This window comes from Mycobacterium sp. Root265, from assembly GCF_001428895.1.
Classification (GTDB): domain Bacteria; phylum Actinomycetota; class Actinomycetes; order Mycobacteriales; family Mycobacteriaceae; genus Mycobacterium.
In genome coordinates, this window is record NZ_LMJA01000012.1 from 411,791 (window position 1) to 430,195 (window position 18,405).

Here is an 18,405-nt window from a genome sequence, read left to right on the forward strand (position 1 = left end):
GCGGCTCACCGCATCACGTGCGGATATTGGACATATGGGTGGACGTCGAACATGTCGCGGTACGAGGGTGGCTGACGATCGTCTTCGTCCACGATGCCGTATTTGACAGCCAGTTCGGCACCGATCAGCGTCCGCCCACTGAGTGCCATCAGCTCGGGATCCTGGTAGAGCGCCCACATGACGTGTCCGGTCAACTCCGGGGTCTCGGCGGTATCCAGGATGTGTCCGAACTTCTCCGGTTTGCTCGCGATGATGGCGCGCACCCGGTCAGTGAGCAGGGAACCCATCCAGATCGACACCGCGGCAACACCGAATTCACGGAGGTCGTAGGCCATGTCGGCGGCCATCTTGTCGGTGCCGGCCTTCGGCACTCCGTACGCCGGGCCGAAGGCGTAGTGCGTGCCGCCCGAGGATGAGGTGAACGCCACCAAGCCTTTGGGCTGGTCGAGCATCAGCGGTGCGGCATAGACCGTCGCAACGTAGCTGCTGCGCAAGCCAACGCCGAGGGTGTCGATCACGTTCAACGGTTCCTGCCAGAACTTGGTGCGTCCCATCATCTCGTCGCGGATGATCGCGGCGTTGTTGACCAGGATGTCAAGTTTTCCGTGTTCCTCGCCGATTTGGTCGAACAGGGCTTTCACCTGTTCATCGTCGGCGTGATCGACCCGCACGGCGATTCCCTTCCCACCCGCTTCGGTCACCCGCGCCGCCGTCTCATCGATGGTGCCCGACGACGTCGCGCCATCGCCGGTGGTCCGGCCCGTGACATAGACAGTGCAGCCGTGGCTGCCGAGGGCAGTCGCGATACCCGCCCCCGCTCCGCGGCTTGCACCGGTGACTACGGCTACTACGGTGTCGTCAGACATGTTGTCTCCCGGTGGTACGTCGTTGACATTCATGTACCCATACGTCTGAACAGCCCGTGCGCGAATGTGGCGCTCCCGCAGGGCCAGACGCTATGCGTTGCTGGATTCAAGCTCGATGTCGAACTCCGAAAGGTATTCGGCAAACACCGGCTTGAGTTCAGCCACAGAAAGCCCGTACTGGTCGAGCGAGTAGTTGTTCAGACCGAATCTGGTCTGCGGGTGATTCGACAGCCACGACCGCATGCGATTCTCGGTATCCACGGCGAAATCGTCTCCGGCCCAATCGTAGATGCGCCGCATGACACCCATCGGGTCGCGCATCATCTCCGAGTAGTACATGTGGAAGAACCGGTCGTCACCGATCCGATCACGGGTTCGGAGCGGGCGCTCGACGTGTTCCTTCATCTGCGCCTTGACGTTGCGGCCGAGGGCTTCACGGTCGATCACATCGGCGTGCTGCACCGTGCTCTTCGGCAGCATGTGCAGATTTGCAAGCGATCCCGCGGCCTTGTATGGATCACGGTGGGCCCAGATGAGGCGCGCGTCCGGAAACACGTTCAACAGGGTGTCGAGGTACACCGAGTGCGAGGGCATCTTCAGGCTCCAGGTGCCGGGTACCGTCGACTGCAGAACCTGCAGGTATCGGCGTTGATACCGGTACGTGCTCGTCAGGTCTGCCTCTTCGAACAGCCATTTCGAGTAGCTCGACGAGGGCATGTACGCGTCCCATGCCAAACCTTTGAAGTCCTGGGTGTGGATGAACATGTCCTCCGTGGGACCGTCGGCATCCTCCCAGTGCGGGAGCGGCATTTTCGCTTCCTGCACGAACTTCAGAATCGAGGCCTGCTCCTCAAGCATCGCCAGGCATCGCGGATCGGTCCGGTGCGTCTCAGGTGTCGCCGGCGGGACGGGATTCATGCATTCCCAGTGCAGCAGCGACCGCCGCTCTGCGTCCTGATCGAGCAGGCAGCTGATAACTGTCGTACCGGTGCGCGGCATCCCGATGATGATGAGCGGCTTCTCGACGGGCGCGTCGAGTACCGACTCGTGTGACTTCACGTAGTCGTGCACTTGCAGGCGGCGGCCAAGCGCGTCTGCGAACAACCCCATCATGTGCTCTCGGCCGGCGACCGTGAACGCCGGGGACCCGTTGACCTCATCGAGGAGCAGGGCCAGACCCTCACGCCAGCTGTCGGAGTCAAGGTCGGTCAGACCAGTACGTTGCGCGGCGACCTTCAGCAGGTCGTCGGGAGTCGCGACATCGTCGAACTCACTCATGTGTATTGCCTTTCCTCACGTTTCGGGTGATGTCAGACGGTCAGATATCCGCCGTCGACGGCAAGGGTGGTGCCAGTGATGTACCGAGCTGCGTCGGCACTGAGGAAGAGCACTGCCCCGGATACTTCGTCGGGCATGCCCATTCGGGCCATGGGCGTGTGGCGCATCTCGGGTTCGAGCAGTTCGGGGATATCGAGCACGGGGTGAGTGGTCCTGGTATCGATCAGGCCGGGCGCCACCGCGTTGACGCGGATTCCGTCGCCGACCCAACGACGGGCAAGGTTCTTGGTGAGCGCAACCAGGCCGGCCTTGGCCGAGCTGTAGGCGGGTACTGCGATGGCCGAGACGAACGCCGACATCGACACGATGGTGACGACGCTGGCCCCACCGGACGCCTTGCTCGCCTTGAGGTTTTCGTGACATGCCATGGTCAGGCGCATCGGTGCGAACATGTTCACTTCGATCGAACCGGCGTAACCCTCCGGGTCCCACTCGTCCTTGCCGCCGGCATATGGCGCGCCGGCGTTGTTGATCAGCACGTCGAGGCCATCGAGGGATGCGGCAAGCGCATCGACGGACCCCAGGTCCGACAGCTGGCACTGCCGATAGTCGAAGGCGCTGAGGTCGTCGTCGTAGGCACCGGCATCAGCGCGAGTGCCGGTGATCACCACGGCGGCCCCTGCCCGAGCGAAGTCCGTGGCGATGGCATTGCCGATCCCGCTGGTTCCGCCTGTGACCAGCACCCGCGAGCCGGAGAAATCGAAGTCAACGGTATTCACTTGGCGACCTTCAACTCATCGATCGATTTGATCAGCCATGCTCGCTCCCAGAAGTTCTCGGCATCCGCGAGCAGTGCCTCGTGGGCATCGATCGCCACCTCGCGGGCGCCCGCATCGGTGGGTTCCACGGCGAGCACAATGTCCGTCAGATGCAGTGCGCGCACTGGATCCCGCTGGGCGACATGCTTTCGGGCAGTGTCGACGAGCGCCTGAGCGCCTGCGACCGCGACCAGGTCCGCTGCCGCGGCGCTGGGTGGTACGGAATAGAGTTCCGTCGTCGAGCGGTGGTGGAACCACCCGGCATACATTTCCCAGACAGCCCGCACATTCCACAGGGTTCGTCCGTACCCCTCACCGATATCCAGGTCATCGGGTATGCGCACCTCCCGCATGGCGGTGTGCACATCGGCGCCCGTGTTCATGAATTCGACGGTCTGGTCGTGGACGGCCTGCATGGCGTCGCGCATTGCCGTGACTTCTTCGGCGATTCGGTCGCGGCCCTCGATGGGACCGAAGTGGCCGGTGATCAGGCGTTTGGGCGCGAAATCCAACACAGTATCGAGCGATTCGATGTACTGAAGGGGATCGCGGTACCGATCGCCGCGAATCGTCATGAGGTTGGGGACGTGACCGAACAGCGGCCCGAACAGATTTCCGGTGAACAGGACGTCGTCGTCGGGCAGCGATACGACGATCGAGTCCGTGGTTTCTCCGCCAGGCGTCCAGGCTAGCTCGAACCTGCGTCCCCCGATCTCCATCTCGTAACGGTCGGCGAAGGTCGTAGTCGGCTCCGGAAACGAGAAGTCGATGGTCGACGAATCGACCGTTTGGAAGAACTCCATGAAAGTCTCGGAGATCTTCTTGAAGGCGAAGGACGTCTTGGATGCGCGCACGGGCATCAAGCGGTCATTGTCATCGCGCCAGTATCGGTAGTTCGCGTGCATGATCACGTCTGTGCCGGCGTCTCGCAGCGCGTTGACGCCACCCCAATGATCGGCATGCCCCTGCGTCACGAATATCGCGGGGGTTGGGCCGGCAAGGTGTTCGAACGCCTGTTTCCGCATCGGCGCCTCGAACACCAGCCCGGTGTTGATCATCACCCGTCCGGCATCGGTCGTAATGGCGTAGGCGTTCGACACGCCCTCAGACATCCAGATGTCATCGCCCAGTGACGTCGCACGGTCACCCGTCGCCGCGGCCAGGTCGGCAGCGCCTGGGCGTTCCCGATGAATTGCGACCATCTCATGCCCTCCGTTGTCCCGTACAGTCGAAGATGCTGTACGTACGTACAGGAGATACTCTCCGACCGTCTTTGCGATGTCAATGAAGCAAGCAATCGGTGCGGCGGAAGCGCAGATGGAATGACAGGAGCGATACATGACCCTCCGTGGACTTCAAGGCAAAGTGGCCGTAATCATCGGCGGCGCTTCCGGACTGGGCGCGGCGACCGCGGTTCGACTCGGCCAAGAGGGTTGCCGCGTTGTCGTTGGTGACATTGCTTCGGATGGTGCCCAGCGGACCGCCGATGCAATCAGGACCAACGGTGGAAACGCGTCGGCGCTCCCGTGCGACCTCTCAGATCCGGCGTCGATCAAGTCCCTCTTCGTCGCGGCCAGGGACACCTTCGGTGGAGTCGACGCCGTCTTCAACGTGGGTGCGGACATGAGTACGCTCGCCGCCGACACGGACGTCGTGGACATCGATCTGGACGTGTGGGATCGAGTCATGAGCGTCAACCTGCGCGGCTACGTCAGCGCCATGAAGCACGCCATCCCGGTGATGCTCGAGGGTGGCGGCGGAGCGATCGTGAACATGTCGTCCACGGCCGCCTTCCAGGGGGAATCGACGCGACCTGCCTACGCCACCGCCAAGGCCGGGATCGGCGCCCTCACCCGCCACGTGGCGTCACGCTGGGGTAAGGAGGCCGTTCGGTGCAACGCCGTCGCCCCCGGCTTCACCGCCACGGACACAATCAGATCCGCACCGCAGTGGCCGGCGCTCGAGTCAGCCGCACTGCAGCGATGCGCAGTCCGCGCGTCGGCGAACCCGACGACGTCGCATCGCTGGTGGCATTTCTGCTTTCGGACGAAGGGTCGTGGATCAACGGCCAGGTGATCAGCGTTGACGGTGGAACCGTACTGCGCTGATACCGACGATTCGTTCCGCCAACGCTCAGGCCGCCTCTGTGCCCTGCAGGTGACGAAGCCGAGCCGGTCGTCAACCGATCTGAGCCGAGTCCTTGCGTTCGGTGATCGGTCGCGCGAGTTCCTGCTCCTCGCACAGCTTCTGCAGTCGGATCACCGTTTCCTCCACGCCCGGTCCCAGACGCTTACCCGGAGTGAACGTGGCGGGCAAGTGTCGCATGCCTTGGATGACGCCGATGGTGTCGTAATGCACGGCGCCGGCGGCATCACAGTGGTAGTCCGGCATCCGGTCCATCACCGCTGTCAGCATCGATTTGAATACGGTGCGGGCGACGTTCGACCCGATACAGCGGTGCACGCCCAGACCGAAGCTGAAATGCCGGTTGGCCTTTCGGTCCAGGAGGACCGAATCGGGATTCGCGAACAGCTCAGGGTCGCGGTTGGCCATGGCCCAGGACAGCCACAGCCGCTCGCCCTCCTGCAGTCGGGCTTCGCCGACCTCAATGGTGTCGGCGACGGTGCGCGCATCACCGGGAGCGGGAGTGAAGTAGCGCAGGAACTCTTCGGTGGCCGGGTTGAGCAACGTGTCGCGGTCGGCACTGAGTCGGCTGCGCTCCGCGGGATGTTCGGACAACCACTCCAAAGCATGTGCGGTGAGCGCAGTGGTGGTATCGAATCCGCCACCGATCAGTAGGTTGAGCATGCCGATCAACTCGATGTCCGCCGGTGGCTCATCGTCGATCCGCAGCACGGCCAAGGCGTTGATGATGCCAGGGCGCGGGGTCTCCCGGATCTCGGCGAGGTTGGTGAACAGGTCGACCACCATGTTCATGTATAGGTCTCGAATTCGGCCGGAGTCCGGAGAATTAGGGGCCGTGTACACCGAAGCGTGGGCAGGCTCGTTGTAAACGGTCCATTTGTCCAACCGCACCCCGAGCATCGCCAACGTCAGGACAGCGGGAACGACATTGGCCAAGTCATCGACGAAATCGATCTGACCGCTCTCGATCCGGTCGTCAATGCACGCTCGCACGATCTCATCGACGAATGGCTCCCACCGCCGAACCGCGGCAGGCGACAGGTAGGGATTGAGCGCCGAACGATAGTACCGGTGCTCGGGATCGTCCATCTCCAGCATGCCGCCGCGAAAACCCGCGGAATCGATCATCTTCGGGATCGAGATACCCCTGTACCCGCGCCGCTGGTTGTGCACGTCGTGGTCGTTGGAGACGTGCGGGCACCGTGCGAGATCGAAGACCTCCTGGCCACCGGCAGCGACCCAGTGCCCCTCGTAGGTCTCGGTCCACGCTATCGGACACTTGGTGTGCATCTCATGGGTGATGTCGAGGAAGTTCTCACGGTATTCCGGCGTGTGGCGGTCGAAGTGATAGCTCGGTGCGGTGTCGCTGTTGTCGGGCGCTGTGGTCATCGCTCGCCTTCCGCCGGCGCGCCGTGGGCGGCGCGCGCCCGGCTCAGATGTTCGATCATCACCGTGATCGCCTGTTCGGGGCACGACTGCGCGGCTTCTCGCACAACCGCCTGATGTTCCTCGGGGACCTCGTCATGGATGGGATGTGCGTGCCCGTCAACATCATCCAATTCGAATGACTCCGGCGCGATCATCGCGCACAACGTATGACCCTGGCAGCGAGCGGCATCCACACTTACGCGCATCCTGCCTCCTTCATCTGGTTACCTGGATTGACCGGTTTCTTTGCGAACTCACGGATCACATGACAGCTGCACCGTTGACGCCGATGACCTGACCGTTGATATAGCCGGCAGCCTCCGAGCAGAGGAAGGCACAGACCGCGCCCACATCCTCGGCAATTCCAAGTCTGCGAGCCGGAATCGCTTGGGTGAGAAACTCGGTCGGCGGCAACTTGCCTTCGCTCTGCTGCTGACGCAACATCGGCGAGTCAATGACGAACGGCGGCACGGTGTTCGCGGTGATGCCCTTGGCGGCGTAATCGATGGCCAGGGTCTTTGTCATCGCGATCACACCACCCTTGGTGGCGGAGTAGTGCCCCTGTTTGGGCGCGCCCTGCTGACCCGCGGCCGAAGAAATCGTCACGATCCGCCCCCATTTTGCGGCCACCATGTCGTTCAGCGCAGCGCGCACCGAGAGGAAGGTCCCCGTGAGGTTGACCGCCAGGTAGCGGTTCCATTCGTCCAGGCTGATCTGGTCGAAACGGGTGAACCCCGCGATCGCCGCGCTGGTCACCAGGATCTCGACGGGACCAAGCTGGCTACGCACCAGATCAAAAGCGTGCTGCGTGCCTTGCTCGTCGGAGACGTCGACACCGATGCCTCTGGCCTGGGCGCCGAGACTTTGCAGGTCGGTGGCGACTGCATCGGCAGCTTTGGCATTGATATCCAGCACTGCCACCTTGTGACCATCGCGGGCGAGGGCGGTCGATATCGCCCGGCCCAGGCCGGAGGCGCCTCCGGTCACCACCGCTACACGGATCACTGCACATCCTTGGGTCTTATCGGCACATCACATTGCTGTACGAATGTATAGCGCATCCTAGACCTATCGCACAAGCGTCAACGCCGGCGGCGCTACACGCCGGCGGGGCCGGGCGCACCGTGCATGTACAGGGTCTGGCCAGAGCAGAAGCTGGACGCATCGGAGGCGAAAAATAGGACGCCGTAGCCAATCTCATCCGGCTCCCCCAATCTGCCGAGTCCGTTGGACATGGCGATCGCCTCGGGATCCAGGCCGTATCTGGCGGCGTCGTCGGTGAGGGTGGCCGCGCGAACCGCCCCGACCGCGATCGCGTTCACACGAACACCCTTCTTGGCCCACGCCGCCGCCATCGAACCGGTCATCGCATTGACGGCCGCCTTGGCCGCGCTATAGGGAGCGGCTTGGGGCATTGCCAGCAGGCTTGCACCGGACGAGATGTTGACGATGGCGCCCTTACCCTGGGCGAACATCGGCTTGGCAGCAGCCTTGGACAGGTGCCAGACGGAACCGAAGTTCAGTGCCATGGTTCGCTCGAAGTCATCGTCGGGCCACTTCATAATCGATTTGGTTTCCGCGCCGCCGGCGCAATTGACGAGAATGTCCAACTTCCCGAATTCCGCCATTGTGGTGTCGACGAGCTCGCGGCACGCCTCCGCCGACGTCACATCGCACGAGGTGGACAGCGCGCGACACCCCAGCTCGCGCACGTCCTTGGCCGTCGACTCCAGCGGTGCAGAACGGCGCCCGGCCAGCACGACGTCGGCGCCCCGTTCGGCGAGTACCAACGCAGAGGCGCGGCCGATCCCGGTGCCGCCACCGGTTATCAGGGCCACACGGCCATCGAGGGCAAACCGATCGTCCACTACATCACTCCTGAGCCTCGTGGCGGCAACGATTACCCGGTACAGCCGCCGATTGTTGTACGAGCGTATAGCATCAGCCACGGTGCGGATCGTGGAAACCAGTCGCTTGCCGCGAAAACGTGCGAGTTGTACTGTCGTATAGCATCTCTCATGCTTCTGCCCCATTCCCTTGCCGAGGAGGCTGCGTTGAGCGACTTGTACTACGACCCCTGGGACTTCGACATCGACCTGGATCCGTACCCGACCTACAAGAGGCTCCGGGACGAAATGCCGGTCTACTACAACGAAAAACACGACTTCTGGGGAGTGAGTCGTTACGCCGACGTGGACGCGGCGCTCAAGGACACCACCCGGCTCAGCTCCGCAAAGGGTGACATTCTCGAGGTGGTGATGACCGATCCCGTCATGCCACCCGGAATTTTCATCAACGAAGACCCGCCACTGCACACCATCCACCGGGCAATCGTGTCGCGGGCCTTCACCCCCAAAAAGATGCGTGCCATCGAGGACAAGATTCGTAATTTCTGCGTCGCATGCCTGGATCCGCTGGTCGGTGGTGACCGGTTCGACTTCGTCGAGGATCTCGGCGCTGAACTCCCGATGCGCACCATCGGCATGCTGGCCGGCATTCCTGACTCCGAGCAACCCGCGGTGCGCGAGCACGCCAATCAGGTGCTGCGCAATGAGGCCGGTAAGCCGATGGAGATCAAGAAGGACCGGTACTTCACCGGAGAGATGTTTGGCGAGTATGTCGCATGGCGCGAGAAGAATCCCTCCGACGACCTGATCACCGAATTGCTCAACGTCGAGTTCGAAGACGAGACCGGCACCACCCGCAAGTTGCACAAGCAGGAACTCATCGTGTTCTTGGCTGTTGTCGCCGGGGCCGGAGTCGAGACGACCGGCCGGCTGTTCGGCTGGATGGGCAAGGTCCTGGCCGAGCACCCCGACCAACGCGCCGAGCTGGCGGCCGACCCATCAAAGATCCCGCTGGCGATCGAGGAACTGCTGCGTTTCGAACCGCCGGGGCCGCACGTCGCCCGCTACATCGCCACCGACGACGTCAGTTTCCAAGACCAAGTGGTGCCCGCGGGCAGTCCACTCCTGATCATGCTGGCCTCGGCCAACCGCGATGAGCGCCACTTCGATGACCCCGATCGGTTCGACATTCGCCGCAAGCCGGGCGGCCACCTCACGTTCGGACGTGGCGCTCACTTCTGCGTCGGCTCTCCGCTGGCACGGCTGGAGGGTCGGGTGGCTCTCGAAGAAGTGCTCAAGCGCTGGCCCACATGGGAAGTCGACATGTCCAAGGCCACCCGCTCGCGCACGTCCACCGTGCGTGGGTGGGACACCATGCCGGCGATTGTCGGATAATCATGAGTGACTCACCACGCCGGGTCGCTGTCATCACCGGTGCGGCGCGAGGACAGGGTCGCAGCCACGCCGTTGCGCTGGCCGCCCAGGGTATCGACATCATCGCGATCGACCGCTGCGCCGACATCGACTCCATCCCCTACCCGTTGGCCACCAACGCCGACCTCGACGAGACCGCGGACCTGATTCGCGGTGCGGGTGCACGGGCGGTCACTGCGGTCGCCGACGTTCGCGACCTTGGCGGCCTGCAAGCCGCCGTCGACCGTGGCGTCAGCGTTCTCGGCAACGTCAGCATCGTCATCGCCAATGCGGGCGTGGTGGGAATGGGGCTGACAGACCCTCTCGACCAAGACGTGTATCGCGACATCGTCGAGACAAACCTATCCGGGGTCTGGCACACGATCGCCACGACCGCCCCGTCCATGATCCGGGGCGGCACCGGAGGATCCATGGTGCTGATCAGTTCCATGCAGGGATTGGTCGGCCGCGGTGGCGATGGAAGCGCTGCGACCTTCGCCTACGCTGCGTCCAAGCACGGCGTTGTCGGGCTGATGCGATCCGCGTCGTACGCCTACGCATCTCACAACATCCGGGTGAATACTGTGCACCCCACTGGTGTTGCGACCCCGATGATCTTCAACCAGCACATGGCCGATATGTTCGCCGCGAACCCGGAAGGCAGCGCCATGACCGGCAACCTGTTGCCGGTGCCATATGTCGAGCCGCAAGATGTCACCAACGCCGTGCTGTTCTTGATCAGCGACAGCGCCCGCTACGTCACCGGAATGACCATGCCCGTGGACGCGGGCTTCGCGGTGATGTGATCGACCGCTTCGCACTCACCGCGCATTGCGGATCAAATCGGCTGCCCGCCAGGCAATCGCCATGATCGGTCCGTTCAGGTTTCCCGCAACCATCGTGGGAAGAACCGAGCAGTCGACCACCCGAAGCCCATTGACGCCCCGCACCCGCAACTGGTCATCGACCACATCGTCATCGTTCGGCCCCATGGCCAGGCTGCCCGCTGCGTGATAGCCGCAGTAGCCGCCGGCGAGCACGCTGTCGACCAACTCGTCCTCACTCTGCACACCGGCGCCGGGGAATGTCTCGTGGCTGATGCGCTCGGCGATGGGCGACTGCTCGAAGATGGTGCGCATCATGCGCAGCATGTTCGCGGTGGCGGCGCGGTCGTAGTCGGTGTCCAGGTAGTTCGGGTCGATCCGAAGCGCCGTATCCGGCGCGCTGGAGACGATCTCGATGGAACCCTGCGAGGTCGGGCGCAAGACCATCCCCAGGCATGAGACACCGGCCTGTCGTTCGATGGCCACCGGCTCTCCGACGTTGTAGGGCGGGATGGTCCACGGGCCCATCATCAGTTGGGCGTCGGGACGCTCGGCATCGGGCTGCACTTTGGCGAAGCCCACGATGTCGAAGGACGGCGCAGCCAATGGCCCCTTGCGGGTGGCAAGATACTTCGCGCTGGTCATGGCCTGCCCGAGATTGGTGGCCAACTGACGGTTGTACCCGAGATCATCGCGAAGCTGTAAACGCAGCGTCGCGCAACGGTGTTCGAGTAAACCCCGGCCCACTTTGTCGCGTTCGAGGTAGATGCGTACACCGGCGGCGTCCAGCACGCTGCGCGGACCGATACCCGACATCTGCAGCAGTCGTGGGCTGTTGAGGCTGCCGAGGGCAACGATGACCTCTCGGGATGCGCGCACCGTTTCGCGACCACCCTTGTGCAGAGCTAGGACTCCGACGGCTCGGCCTGCTTCCAAGACGAGCCGCTCGACGACCGTCCCTGTTCGCACGGTGAGGTTCCGGCGGCTGCGCGCGGGCTTCAGGAATGCGGTCGCGGCACTGATGCGCCGGCCGTTCTTGATGGTGGAGGTGGCATAGCCGATGCGTTCGCCATCATGCTCGTTGATGTCCTCGACCACCTGCAGACCAATCGCGGCACCGGATGCCAACATCTCCCGGCACAGCGGGTCCGGGTCCCTGGGGACCGAGATGTGCAACGGCCCGCCCGTCCCGCGCGTGCGCGAGGCCCCGAACTCGTTGCCCTCGAAAGCCTTGAAGATGGGCAGCATGTCATCCCATCCCCAGCCCTTGTTGCCAAGGCCCTCCATGATGTCCCAGTCGGCCCTGGTTCCGCGGTTGTAGATCATCCCGTTGATCGAGCTCGATCCGCCGAGCACTTTGCCGCGCATCCATTGTTCGGTGTGGCGGTTGGGGCCCAACGGTGTCGTCGAGTAGTGCCACATGTGCTTCTCGCTGTCGAACAGTTTGCCCGCGCCCTTGGGCACCATGAACAGCGGATTGAGATCGGACCCACCGGCCTCCAACAGCAGCACAGACACGGCCGGATCCTCAGACAATCGGTTGGCCAGCACGCAGCCTGCTGAACCCGCTCCCGCAATGATGTAGTCGTACGTCGGCATCCGGCACTTCTCCTACTGATCGAGCGAAGCAATCCCCGCGCCGTACGAACGTACAGCATCTGCGTGTCCTGCGTCACCATTGCGCTGTACGCATGTACAGCTAACGGTGATAGCGTGCAGACATGACCCCGACTTCGGAAACGCTCGGCACCGCACCCGGCCGCGGACGCCTGCGCGGCCGTCGAATCGTCGTTATCGGCGCCGGATCTCAACCCTCCCCGGACCCCGAAGTGACCATCGGGAACGGTCGTGCGATCGCAGTGCTGTGTGCGCGCGAAGGTGCGGCCGTGGCGTGCGTCGACAGGGACAAGGAGGCCGCCGACGAAACGGCGCGCCTGTGCGCCGACGAGGGCGGCGAAACTGCCACCATCATCGCGGATGTGCGCGATGCCGACCAGTGCGAACGACTGGTGCACCAGGCCCACACCCAGCTCGGGGGACTCGACGGGTTGGTCGCCAACGTCGGTTACGGCGCCGGCGGCGGGCTCGCCGACACCACGCCAGAGATCTGGGACGACGTGTTCGCGGTCAACGTGCGCTCACACTTTCTGACCGCCCGCGCCGCGATGCCGCTGCTCGCCGATGACAGCGCGATCGTGTTCATCGGATCAGCGGCGGGCATCAGAGCGGGCACCAGACTACCGGCGTACGACTCATCGAAGACCGCCCTGAACGGACTCTGCCGGCATGTGGCACTCGAAGGCGCCCCCCGCGGCATTCGCGCCAACCACGTGATTCCAGGCGCGGTGGACACTCCCCTGGGCCGCGTCGGCGATCAGCTCGTCCACATGCGGACGAAGATCAAATGGCCGCTGGGACGCCAAGCCTCGGCGTGGGACATTGCCTACGCCACCGTGTTCATGCTCAGCGGAGAATCCAGCTACATCACGGCCCAATCGCTTGTCGTCGATGGCGGCAAGACTCAGTTCGGCTGATCGCGACCATCGTAGAGAGAGCGAATGCCAATGGAGATATCAAGTCTCAGCTTCGACGAGGTTCTGTCCACCACCCGGGCAGTCCGCCTGCGCCTGGACTTCGAACGAACCGTGCCGCGCGAGGTGCTGATGGATTGCCTCAGACTGGCCGTGCAAGCACCGAGCGCATCCGACTCACAGGACTGGGAGTGGATATTCGTCGACGATCCAGCAAAGAAAGCCGCGATCGCCGATGTGTACCGGGCCAACCGAGCAGCAATCGACGCACACTCCGCTTCGGTCGACACAAACGAAACACCCACTCGGATAGCCAGATCCGGTTCTCACCTCGTCGATCACATGCAGGATGCGCCCTTTCTCCTGATCCCGTGCCAGAAGGGCCGCGCCGAGAGGGGGCCCGCCGGTATGGGCGCCACCTTCTGGGCATCGGTGATCCCGGCTACGTGGAGCTTCTGTCTGGCACTGCGCTCCCGCGGGCTGGGCACCTGCTGGACCACGCTGCACCTGTTCGGGGGCGGCGAGAAGAAGGTTGCCGAGATCCTGGGTGTCCCCTACGACGAGTACAGCCAAGTCGGCCTGTTCCCCATCGCATACACCAAAGGCACCGACTTCAAGCCAGCCGCCAGATTGCCGCCTGAGCACGTATCCCATTGGAACAGTTGGTGAAAGACCTCGACTGGCGCGCTGGAGGTTGAGGGTCACGGCTCGTCGGTGACGTCCTCGATATTCATGTCCTTGGCACCCTTCCCGATGACGAAGAATGTGCCCGGCTTGAGCACGAAGTCAGTCGCATTGCCGCAGATCGTGGCAGTTACAGGCGAATTGGCCCACTTGGAACCGGTACCGATGGTTCCTGACACATTCGCTTCGACCGGGTGGTCAACAGGGCAGGCCGGGCTGGATACGTTGACGATCGTGCTGGCGATGCCGACCAGGTCCATGCTCTTGCCGTTGACGAAAGGCAACCCCCAAGTGATCATTTCGGTACCGGGCCCCGTACGATTGGTTTGCCCGGAACCGGTCGTGCCGTTTTCCCTGACGCAGCCCGTCAGGTAGTGGGGCCAAACAGTATTGGGGCCGTAAAAGTCTGAACACTGAATTCGGACTCCTTTCGGCACCGGCTTCGGACCAGCAGAGGCTGGCGCAGCCAACGCCGATCCCAGAAGCCCCAAGACCGCGACGGCGATGACGGACCGCCGACCCAACGTGACACCATGTTCCATTTCACTGCCCCTTCTCGACGCGGAGAACGCGCTCGGTCGCTGAGCTGAGCATCTCGGCCAGCTCCGCCCGACCACGTTGTACATATGTACAGCATCACAGGCGAGGCATCGACGCCCGGATTTCGGATTTGTCGTTGCGATTGCGTGACCTCCGAGTTACCCGGCATTGACACTCGGCGGCTGCTTCGCGCCGTCCTAGTGATCAAGCGTCAGAAGCAGGAAAAGCCGTCTCATGGCGTGTCCTGATCAAGTGATCTGATTTTAGATCACTTCTTCTAATCGGTGACCTCTCGCTCTAGGGTCGGGCCATGCCGCCAACCCAGGCTCGACCAGAATCCTTCACCCGATCGGCACGCAAGGCCCAGATCGTGGCCGCCGCGATCGACGTGATCGCCGAGGTCGGGTTCGCGCACGCATCGATCCGCAAGATCGCCGACCGGGTGGGTATCGCGATGAGCGCGGTGCTCTACCACTTCGGCACCAAGGACAATCTCGTCGACGCCATCGTCGAGCACATGTACCGCACGATGCTCACCCGGGTGGCACCGGCAGTGCAGGCCGAGAACACCGCCACCGGCAAGCTGCACGCCTACATCCGTTCCAGCATCGACTATTTTGGAACACACCGCGCCGCTCTGAAGACACTGGCCTCCCTCGGCACGACCTACGTCCCCGCCGATGGGCGCCGCTTCGAAGAGCTCGGACTCAGCGCCGACATCGCCGAGCAACTCGCGGTGCTCGATCCCACCTCGATTCTCACCGCCGGCCAACGCGACGGCGAGTTCGGCGACTTCCCGGTGCAGTCCACCGCGATCGCGTTGCGCGGTGCCGTCAACGGCGTCGTCGAGAAGGTGTTGCGCGAACCCGGCTACGACGCGGGCGGTTATGCGGAGGACCTGATCGAGATCTTCGGGCGCATCGTGAGTCGGTCGCGATGAGCACCGTGGCCATCGCTGCGGTCGGCAGTCGCGGCGACGTCGCGCCCGTGGCCGGCCTCGGCGCCGCACTGCGGGGCGCCGGGCACCGGGTCGTCATCGCCGCGTACACACCGTTCGCTGATCTGATCACCGAGGCCGGGTGCGAGCTCCGCGAGCTTCCAGCGGATTTCACTCCTGGTACCGACCACGCCGACGCCATATCGAAGGAGACGTTCGCGGCGATCTTCACCCCACGAGGACAGCGCGACACCGGTCAGCTGGTCCTGGATGCGCTCGGTGATGTGCCGGCCGACATCCTGCTGCTACCCCCGCTGGCCGAGCTCGCGGGACACCCTTTGGCAGAAGCCCGCGGTATCCCTTCGGTGGGTGTCCGGCTGCAACCGCTGTCGCAGACCGCGGACTATCCGCCGACCCTGTTGGGCGCCTGGTCCCTCGGCGCAGCTGGCAACCGAATGGTGGCCGGCGCCGCTGCGTGGACCGTCGATCGTCTCTACGGCGGGGTCGTTGCGCACTTTCGACGCGAACTCGGACTTCCCAAGGGCTCGGCCCGGGCCCTTCGGCGCCGGCGCACCAACGCGGATTGGCCGATCCTGCACGGCTACTCGCCCAGCGTCGCATCCCGCCCCGTCGACTGGAGGCCCGGCTTGCAGGTCACCGGGTACTGGTGGCCGCCCACCCCACCCGGTTGGCAACCGCCCGCACAGCTGTCCGAGTTCCTCACCGCGGGACCGGCACCGGTGTTCATCGGGCTGGGCAGCACCGTGGTCACCGCGGCGCGTGCCGAGCAGCTCGCCGTCATCATCTCCGGTGCGTTGCGGCAGGCCGGCGTGCGCGGCATCGTTCAATCCGGTTGGGCCGGACTCGTGGTCACCGGCGGTGACATACTCACCATCGGCGACACACCGCACGAGTGGTTGTTCCCGCGGATGGCCGCCGCGGCTCACCACTGCGGCGCCGGCACGACCGCCGCCGCGCTACGCGCCGGCATCCCGAGCATCGCCCTGCCCGGTCCTGTTGGGGATCAACCCTTCTGGGCGCGCCGCCTGCACGCGCTCGGCGCCGCCACTACACCCCTTCCGCAGCGCGGGCTGACCGCGCAGCGCCTCGCCGACGTCATCCGCACCACACTCGACGGCGCCGACCTGCGGCAGACCACCCAGCATTTCGCCTCCCGCATCACCGGCGAGGGCGGCACCGCCGCTGCCGTCGCCACCATCGAGAGGCTCCTGTACTCGTCGCATCGGTGAGAGGAACATGACCGTGCATCACGCAACCGACCACGGCGGTGGCATTCCAGCCTCACAGGTGGCGCCCACCCACTGGCTGCTGCAGACCGTCGAAAAAGCCGGGACCGCGGCGGTCAACCGGCTGCCGCTTCGGTGGCGTCCCCACGTGTTGCGTGCAACCCGCCAATCCCGCCCGTCTCGAAAGGTCGCCTCCGGCATACCCGTTTCGGAACAGACCATCGACGGAGTTCACCTCACCTGGCTCGGTCAACACGGTGGGTGCGACCTAATCCTCTATTTGCATGGCGGGGCGTTTCTGGCCGGACCGATCTCGTTGCACTGGAAGCTGCTCGCCACTATCTGTCAGCAGACGGGCTTCGCGACAGGGATGGTGCTCTACCGCAGGCCACCCCGAGACCCGCATCCCGCAGCACTGAACGACACGCTCACCGCGATCCAAGCGATGCACGCCAACGGTCAGCTCACCGACGGGCATTGGGTCCTCGCCGGCGACAGTGCCGGCGGCACGCTCGCCCTGGCCGCCGCGCAGCATCTCCGCGACGAAGGCGGCCCACTGCCCGCGGGACTCATGCTCACCGCACCCATGGTGGACATGGAACTGGCCCACCCCGACACCGTCGCGGCCACCGAAGCGGCCGGCCTCACGCGCGACGACAGGTTCTGGTGGGCTTTCAGGCTCTACGCCGACGGCCTACCGTTCAGCGACCCGACGCTGTCGCCGATCAACGCCTCAGTCACCGGTCTGCCACCGGTGCACCTCAACGTCGGCACCGAAGACTTCTTCCTCCACGACATCCGCCGATTCCGAGACGCCCTGAAAACCAGCGACGTTCCCGTCACCTATATCGAACAGGAAGGCGCCGAACACGTCTACGCGCTACGCGGCAACACACCCCAGGCACGGTGGGTGGTCAACGACCAGATCCGTTGGTTGAAGACCGTTCTGCCGCCACCCAACATAGGTATCGATCCCCAAACCAACGAAACACGTCACTCCAGATAGTCGGCGCCGCCAACGTAGGTCGTGTCAGGCGCATCGGGGTGCAACGCCGCTCGGGCGATGGCGGCAGCGAACTCCTCAACCGTCGGCAGCGGGGCGTGGCCACGCCGGGCTTGTACGGCCTCGGGATCTTTGCGGTGCAGGAGTCGGACGATGATCGTGCCGTCGATCATGTCGCCCGAGACCACCTTGAGTTCGATTCCACTGTCATTCAGAACGGTTTTGGCGCTCAGCAGCGCGTCTTCGCCGGCGCGTTTGCTCTGGGCGATGGGCTCGTAACCGTCGGGCACTGGCTTGGCGGGAAAGAAGTGCGCTTGATGGCTGGTGACGAAGACAATCCGGGCGCCTGGTGGCATGAGCGGAAGTGCCAGCGTAGCGAGGCGCAGTTGCGCATCTCGGTTCAACCGCATCGCATAGCCCGGGTCCGCGCCGCGCTCCAGACCACCAGAGGCGTTGAGCACCAGCATATTCAGCGCGCCGAATTGCTCATCAATGTCCACCAGAAGCGCCTGCACCTGCGCTTCATCGCAGACGTCTGCTCCGGCTGCCGATGCTTGTCCCCCAGCTGCGCGGATCTCGTCGACCACGGCGGCGGCCCGTTTGGCCTTTTCCCGGTAGTTGACCAGCACGTGGACGCCGGCGCCACCTAGTAGCCTGGCAACCTCCGCGCCGATCCCGCGCGACGCACCCGTGACCAATGCGACCCGCGCGTCCGTCGACCCGTCTGCTCGGCCGCGCACGTCAGCACCCGCCACCACCGTGCCGGCTTCCCAACCTCGATTGCTCATTGAAAACTCCCATCGCCACCGGACACTGGTTCTTAGATAGTGCTTAATTTACTCTT

18 protein-coding genes and 1 pseudogene are annotated in these 18,405 nt (G+C 64.1%); 8 read left to right on the forward strand and 11 right to left on the reverse strand.

What is annotated here, in order from left to right; translation table 11 throughout:
* Positions 1–5: 5 nt before the first annotated feature.
* From ASE48_RS14020 to ASE48_RS14035, 4 genes are all read right to left on the reverse strand, one after another.
* Positions 6–866, reverse strand: a complete 861-nt coding sequence (locus ASE48_RS14020; protein ID WP_057167772.1) for an SDR family NAD(P)-dependent oxidoreductase — start codon at positions 864–866, stop codon at positions 6–8.
* A gap of 90 nt (positions 867–956) precedes the next feature.
* Complete coding sequence (locus tag ASE48_RS14025; RefSeq protein ID WP_057167687.1) at positions 957–2,144, reverse strand: sulfotransferase family protein; 1,188 nt, start codon at positions 2,142–2,144, stop codon at positions 957–959.
* Positions 2,145–2,176: 32 nt separating this feature from the next.
* Positions 2,177–2,923 carry an SDR family NAD(P)-dependent oxidoreductase gene (locus ASE48_RS14030; RefSeq protein WP_057167688.1) on the reverse strand — a complete coding sequence of 249 codons (747 nt, stop codon included), beginning with the start codon at positions 2,921–2,923 and terminating at the stop codon, positions 2,177–2,179.
* A complete protein-coding gene (locus tag ASE48_RS14035; RefSeq protein WP_057167689.1) occupies positions 2,920–4,164 on the reverse strand; it encodes an alkyl sulfatase dimerization domain-containing protein in 1,245 nt (414 codons plus the stop codon). The genes ASE48_RS14030 and ASE48_RS14035 overlap by 4 nt, the downstream gene beginning before the upstream one ends.
* 136 nt (positions 4,165–4,300) lie before the next feature.
* On the opposite strand from ASE48_RS14035, the pseudogene ASE48_RS14040 reads away from it, so the two are divergent.
* A pseudogene (locus tag ASE48_RS14040) lies at positions 4,301–5,070 on the forward strand (SDR family NAD(P)-dependent oxidoreductase).
* A 70-nt stretch (positions 5,071–5,140) separates the two neighbouring features.
* On the opposite strand, the gene ASE48_RS14045 reads toward ASE48_RS14040, so the two are convergent.
* The 4 genes from ASE48_RS14045 to ASE48_RS14055 form a co-directional block, all read right to left on the reverse strand.
* A complete protein-coding gene (locus tag ASE48_RS14045) occupies positions 5,141–6,496 on the reverse strand; it encodes a cytochrome P450 (RefSeq protein WP_057167690.1) in 1,356 nt (451 codons plus the stop codon).
* Positions 6,493–6,741, reverse strand: a complete 249-nt coding sequence (locus ASE48_RS32190; RefSeq protein ID WP_082614172.1) for a ferredoxin — start codon at positions 6,739–6,741, stop codon at positions 6,493–6,495. Before ASE48_RS32190 ends, ASE48_RS14045 begins: the two co-directional genes overlap by 4 nt.
* A 55-nt stretch (positions 6,742–6,796) precedes the next feature.
* Complete coding sequence (locus ASE48_RS14050; RefSeq protein WP_057167691.1) at positions 6,797–7,540, reverse strand: SDR family NAD(P)-dependent oxidoreductase; 744 nt, start codon at positions 7,538–7,540, stop codon at positions 6,797–6,799.
* Between the two features lie 92 nt (positions 7,541–7,632).
* Positions 7,633–8,403 carry an SDR family NAD(P)-dependent oxidoreductase gene (locus ASE48_RS14055; protein ID WP_057167692.1) on the reverse strand — a complete coding sequence of 257 codons (771 nt, stop codon included), beginning with the start codon at positions 8,401–8,403 and terminating at the stop codon, positions 7,633–7,635.
* Between the two features lie 186 nt (positions 8,404–8,589).
* Here ASE48_RS14055 and ASE48_RS14060 point away from each other — a divergent pair, with 186 nt between their 5' ends.
* On the forward strand, positions 8,590–9,777 hold the full coding sequence (locus tag ASE48_RS14060; RefSeq protein WP_057167773.1) for a cytochrome P450: 1,188 nt from the start codon (positions 8,590–8,592) through the stop codon (positions 9,775–9,777).
* Between the two features lie 2 nt (positions 9,778–9,779).
* The gene (locus ASE48_RS14065) at positions 9,780–10,601 is read left to right on the forward strand and encodes a mycofactocin-coupled SDR family oxidoreductase (protein WP_057167693.1); all 822 of its coding nucleotides are present in this window, start codon (positions 9,780–9,782) and stop codon (positions 10,599–10,601) included.
* A 15-nt stretch (positions 10,602–10,616) separates the two neighbouring features.
* Here the strand turns inward: ASE48_RS14065 and ASE48_RS14070 are convergent, their stop codons facing one another.
* Positions 10,617–12,218 carry a GMC family oxidoreductase gene (locus tag ASE48_RS14070; protein ID WP_057167694.1) on the reverse strand — a complete coding sequence of 534 codons (1,602 nt, stop codon included), beginning with the start codon at positions 12,216–12,218 and terminating at the stop codon, positions 10,617–10,619.
* Between the two features lie 122 nt (positions 12,219–12,340).
* On the opposite strand from ASE48_RS14070, the gene ASE48_RS14075 reads away from it, so the two are divergent.
* Complete coding sequence (locus ASE48_RS14075) at positions 12,341–13,153, forward strand: SDR family NAD(P)-dependent oxidoreductase (RefSeq protein WP_057167695.1); 813 nt, start codon at positions 12,341–12,343, stop codon at positions 13,151–13,153.
* A gap of 30 nt (positions 13,154–13,183) precedes the next feature.
* Complete coding sequence (locus ASE48_RS14080) at positions 13,184–13,819, forward strand: nitroreductase family protein (RefSeq protein ID WP_057167696.1); 636 nt, start codon at positions 13,184–13,186, stop codon at positions 13,817–13,819.
* A 32-nt stretch (positions 13,820–13,851) separates the two neighbouring features.
* Here the strand turns inward: ASE48_RS14080 and ASE48_RS32690 are convergent, their stop codons facing one another.
* Entirely contained in the window at positions 13,852–14,376 is a 525-nt protein-coding gene (locus ASE48_RS32690; RefSeq protein WP_156409191.1) for a hypothetical protein, read from the reverse strand.
* A gap of 308 nt (positions 14,377–14,684) precedes the next feature.
* Between ASE48_RS32690 and ASE48_RS14090 the strand changes: the two genes are divergently transcribed.
* From ASE48_RS14090 to ASE48_RS14100, 3 genes are read left to right on the forward strand one after another with little or no spacing between them, the layout of a single operon-like run.
* Positions 14,685–15,314, forward strand: coding sequence for a TetR/AcrR family transcriptional regulator (locus ASE48_RS14090; protein ID WP_057167698.1), 630 nt, complete (start codon positions 14,685–14,687; stop codon positions 15,312–15,314).
* On the forward strand, positions 15,311–16,561 hold the full coding sequence (locus tag ASE48_RS14095) for a glycosyltransferase (RefSeq protein WP_057167699.1): 1,251 nt from the start codon (positions 15,311–15,313) through the stop codon (positions 16,559–16,561). The genes ASE48_RS14090 and ASE48_RS14095 overlap by 4 nt, the downstream gene beginning before the upstream one ends.
* Positions 16,562–16,568: 7 nt before the next feature.
* Positions 16,569–17,564 carry an alpha/beta hydrolase fold domain-containing protein gene (locus ASE48_RS14100; RefSeq protein ID WP_057167700.1) on the forward strand — a complete coding sequence of 332 codons (996 nt, stop codon included), beginning with the start codon at positions 16,569–16,571 and terminating at the stop codon, positions 17,562–17,564.
* On the opposite strand, the gene ASE48_RS14105 is transcribed toward ASE48_RS14100, so the two are convergent.
* Positions 17,552–18,349: an SDR family oxidoreductase gene (locus tag ASE48_RS14105; RefSeq protein WP_082614173.1), complete on the reverse strand. Its 798-nt coding sequence runs from the start codon at positions 18,347–18,349 to the stop codon at positions 17,552–17,554. The two genes, ASE48_RS14100 and ASE48_RS14105, sit on opposite strands and share 13 nt — an antisense overlap.
* Positions 18,350–18,405: the final 56 nt, after the last annotated feature.

What these genes read in the sequence shown, in the direction of transcription:
- ASE48_RS14020 (WP_057167772.1), bottom strand. Translation starts at nt 866, where the DNA reads ATGTCTGACGACACCGTAGTAGCCGTAGTCACCGGTGCAAGCCGCGGA.
- ASE48_RS14025 (WP_057167687.1), bottom strand. Translation starts at nt 2,144, where the DNA reads ATGAGTGAGTTCGACGATGTCGCGACTCCCGACGACCTGCTGAAGGTC.
- ASE48_RS14035 (WP_057167689.1), bottom strand. Translation starts at nt 4,164, where the DNA reads ATGGTCGCAATTCATCGGGAACGCCCAGGCGCTGCCGACCTGGCCGCG.
- ASE48_RS14045 (WP_057167690.1), bottom strand. Translation starts at nt 6,496, where the DNA reads ATGACCACAGCGCCCGACAACAGCGACACCGCACCGAGCTATCACTTC.
- ASE48_RS32190 (WP_082614172.1), bottom strand. Translation starts at nt 6,741, where the DNA reads ATGCGCGTAAGTGTGGATGCCGCTCGCTGCCAGGGTCATACGTTGTGC.
- ASE48_RS14065 (WP_057167693.1), top strand. Translation starts at nt 9,780, where the DNA reads ATGAGTGACTCACCACGCCGGGTCGCTGTCATCACCGGTGCGGCGCGA.
- ASE48_RS14070 (WP_057167694.1), bottom strand. Translation starts at nt 12,218, where the DNA reads ATGCCGACGTACGACTACATCATTGCGGGAGCGGGTTCAGCAGGCTGC.
- ASE48_RS14075 (WP_057167695.1), top strand. Translation starts at nt 12,341, where the DNA reads ATGACCCCGACTTCGGAAACGCTCGGCACCGCACCCGGCCGCGGACGC.
- ASE48_RS14080 (WP_057167696.1), top strand. Translation starts at nt 13,184, where the DNA reads ATGGAGATATCAAGTCTCAGCTTCGACGAGGTTCTGTCCACCACCCGG.
- ASE48_RS32690 (WP_156409191.1), bottom strand. Translation starts at nt 14,376, where the DNA reads ATGGAACATGGTGTCACGTTGGGTCGGCGGTCCGTCATCGCCGTCGCG.
- ASE48_RS14090 (WP_057167698.1), top strand. Translation starts at nt 14,685, where the DNA reads ATGCCGCCAACCCAGGCTCGACCAGAATCCTTCACCCGATCGGCACGC.
- ASE48_RS14095 (WP_057167699.1), top strand. Translation starts at nt 15,311, where the DNA reads ATGAGCACCGTGGCCATCGCTGCGGTCGGCAGTCGCGGCGACGTCGCG.
- ASE48_RS14100 (WP_057167700.1), top strand. Translation starts at nt 16,569, where the DNA reads ATGACCGTGCATCACGCAACCGACCACGGCGGTGGCATTCCAGCCTCA.
- ASE48_RS14105 (WP_082614173.1), bottom strand. Translation starts at nt 18,349, where the DNA reads ATGAGCAATCGAGGTTGGGAAGCCGGCACGGTGGTGGCGGGTGCTGAC.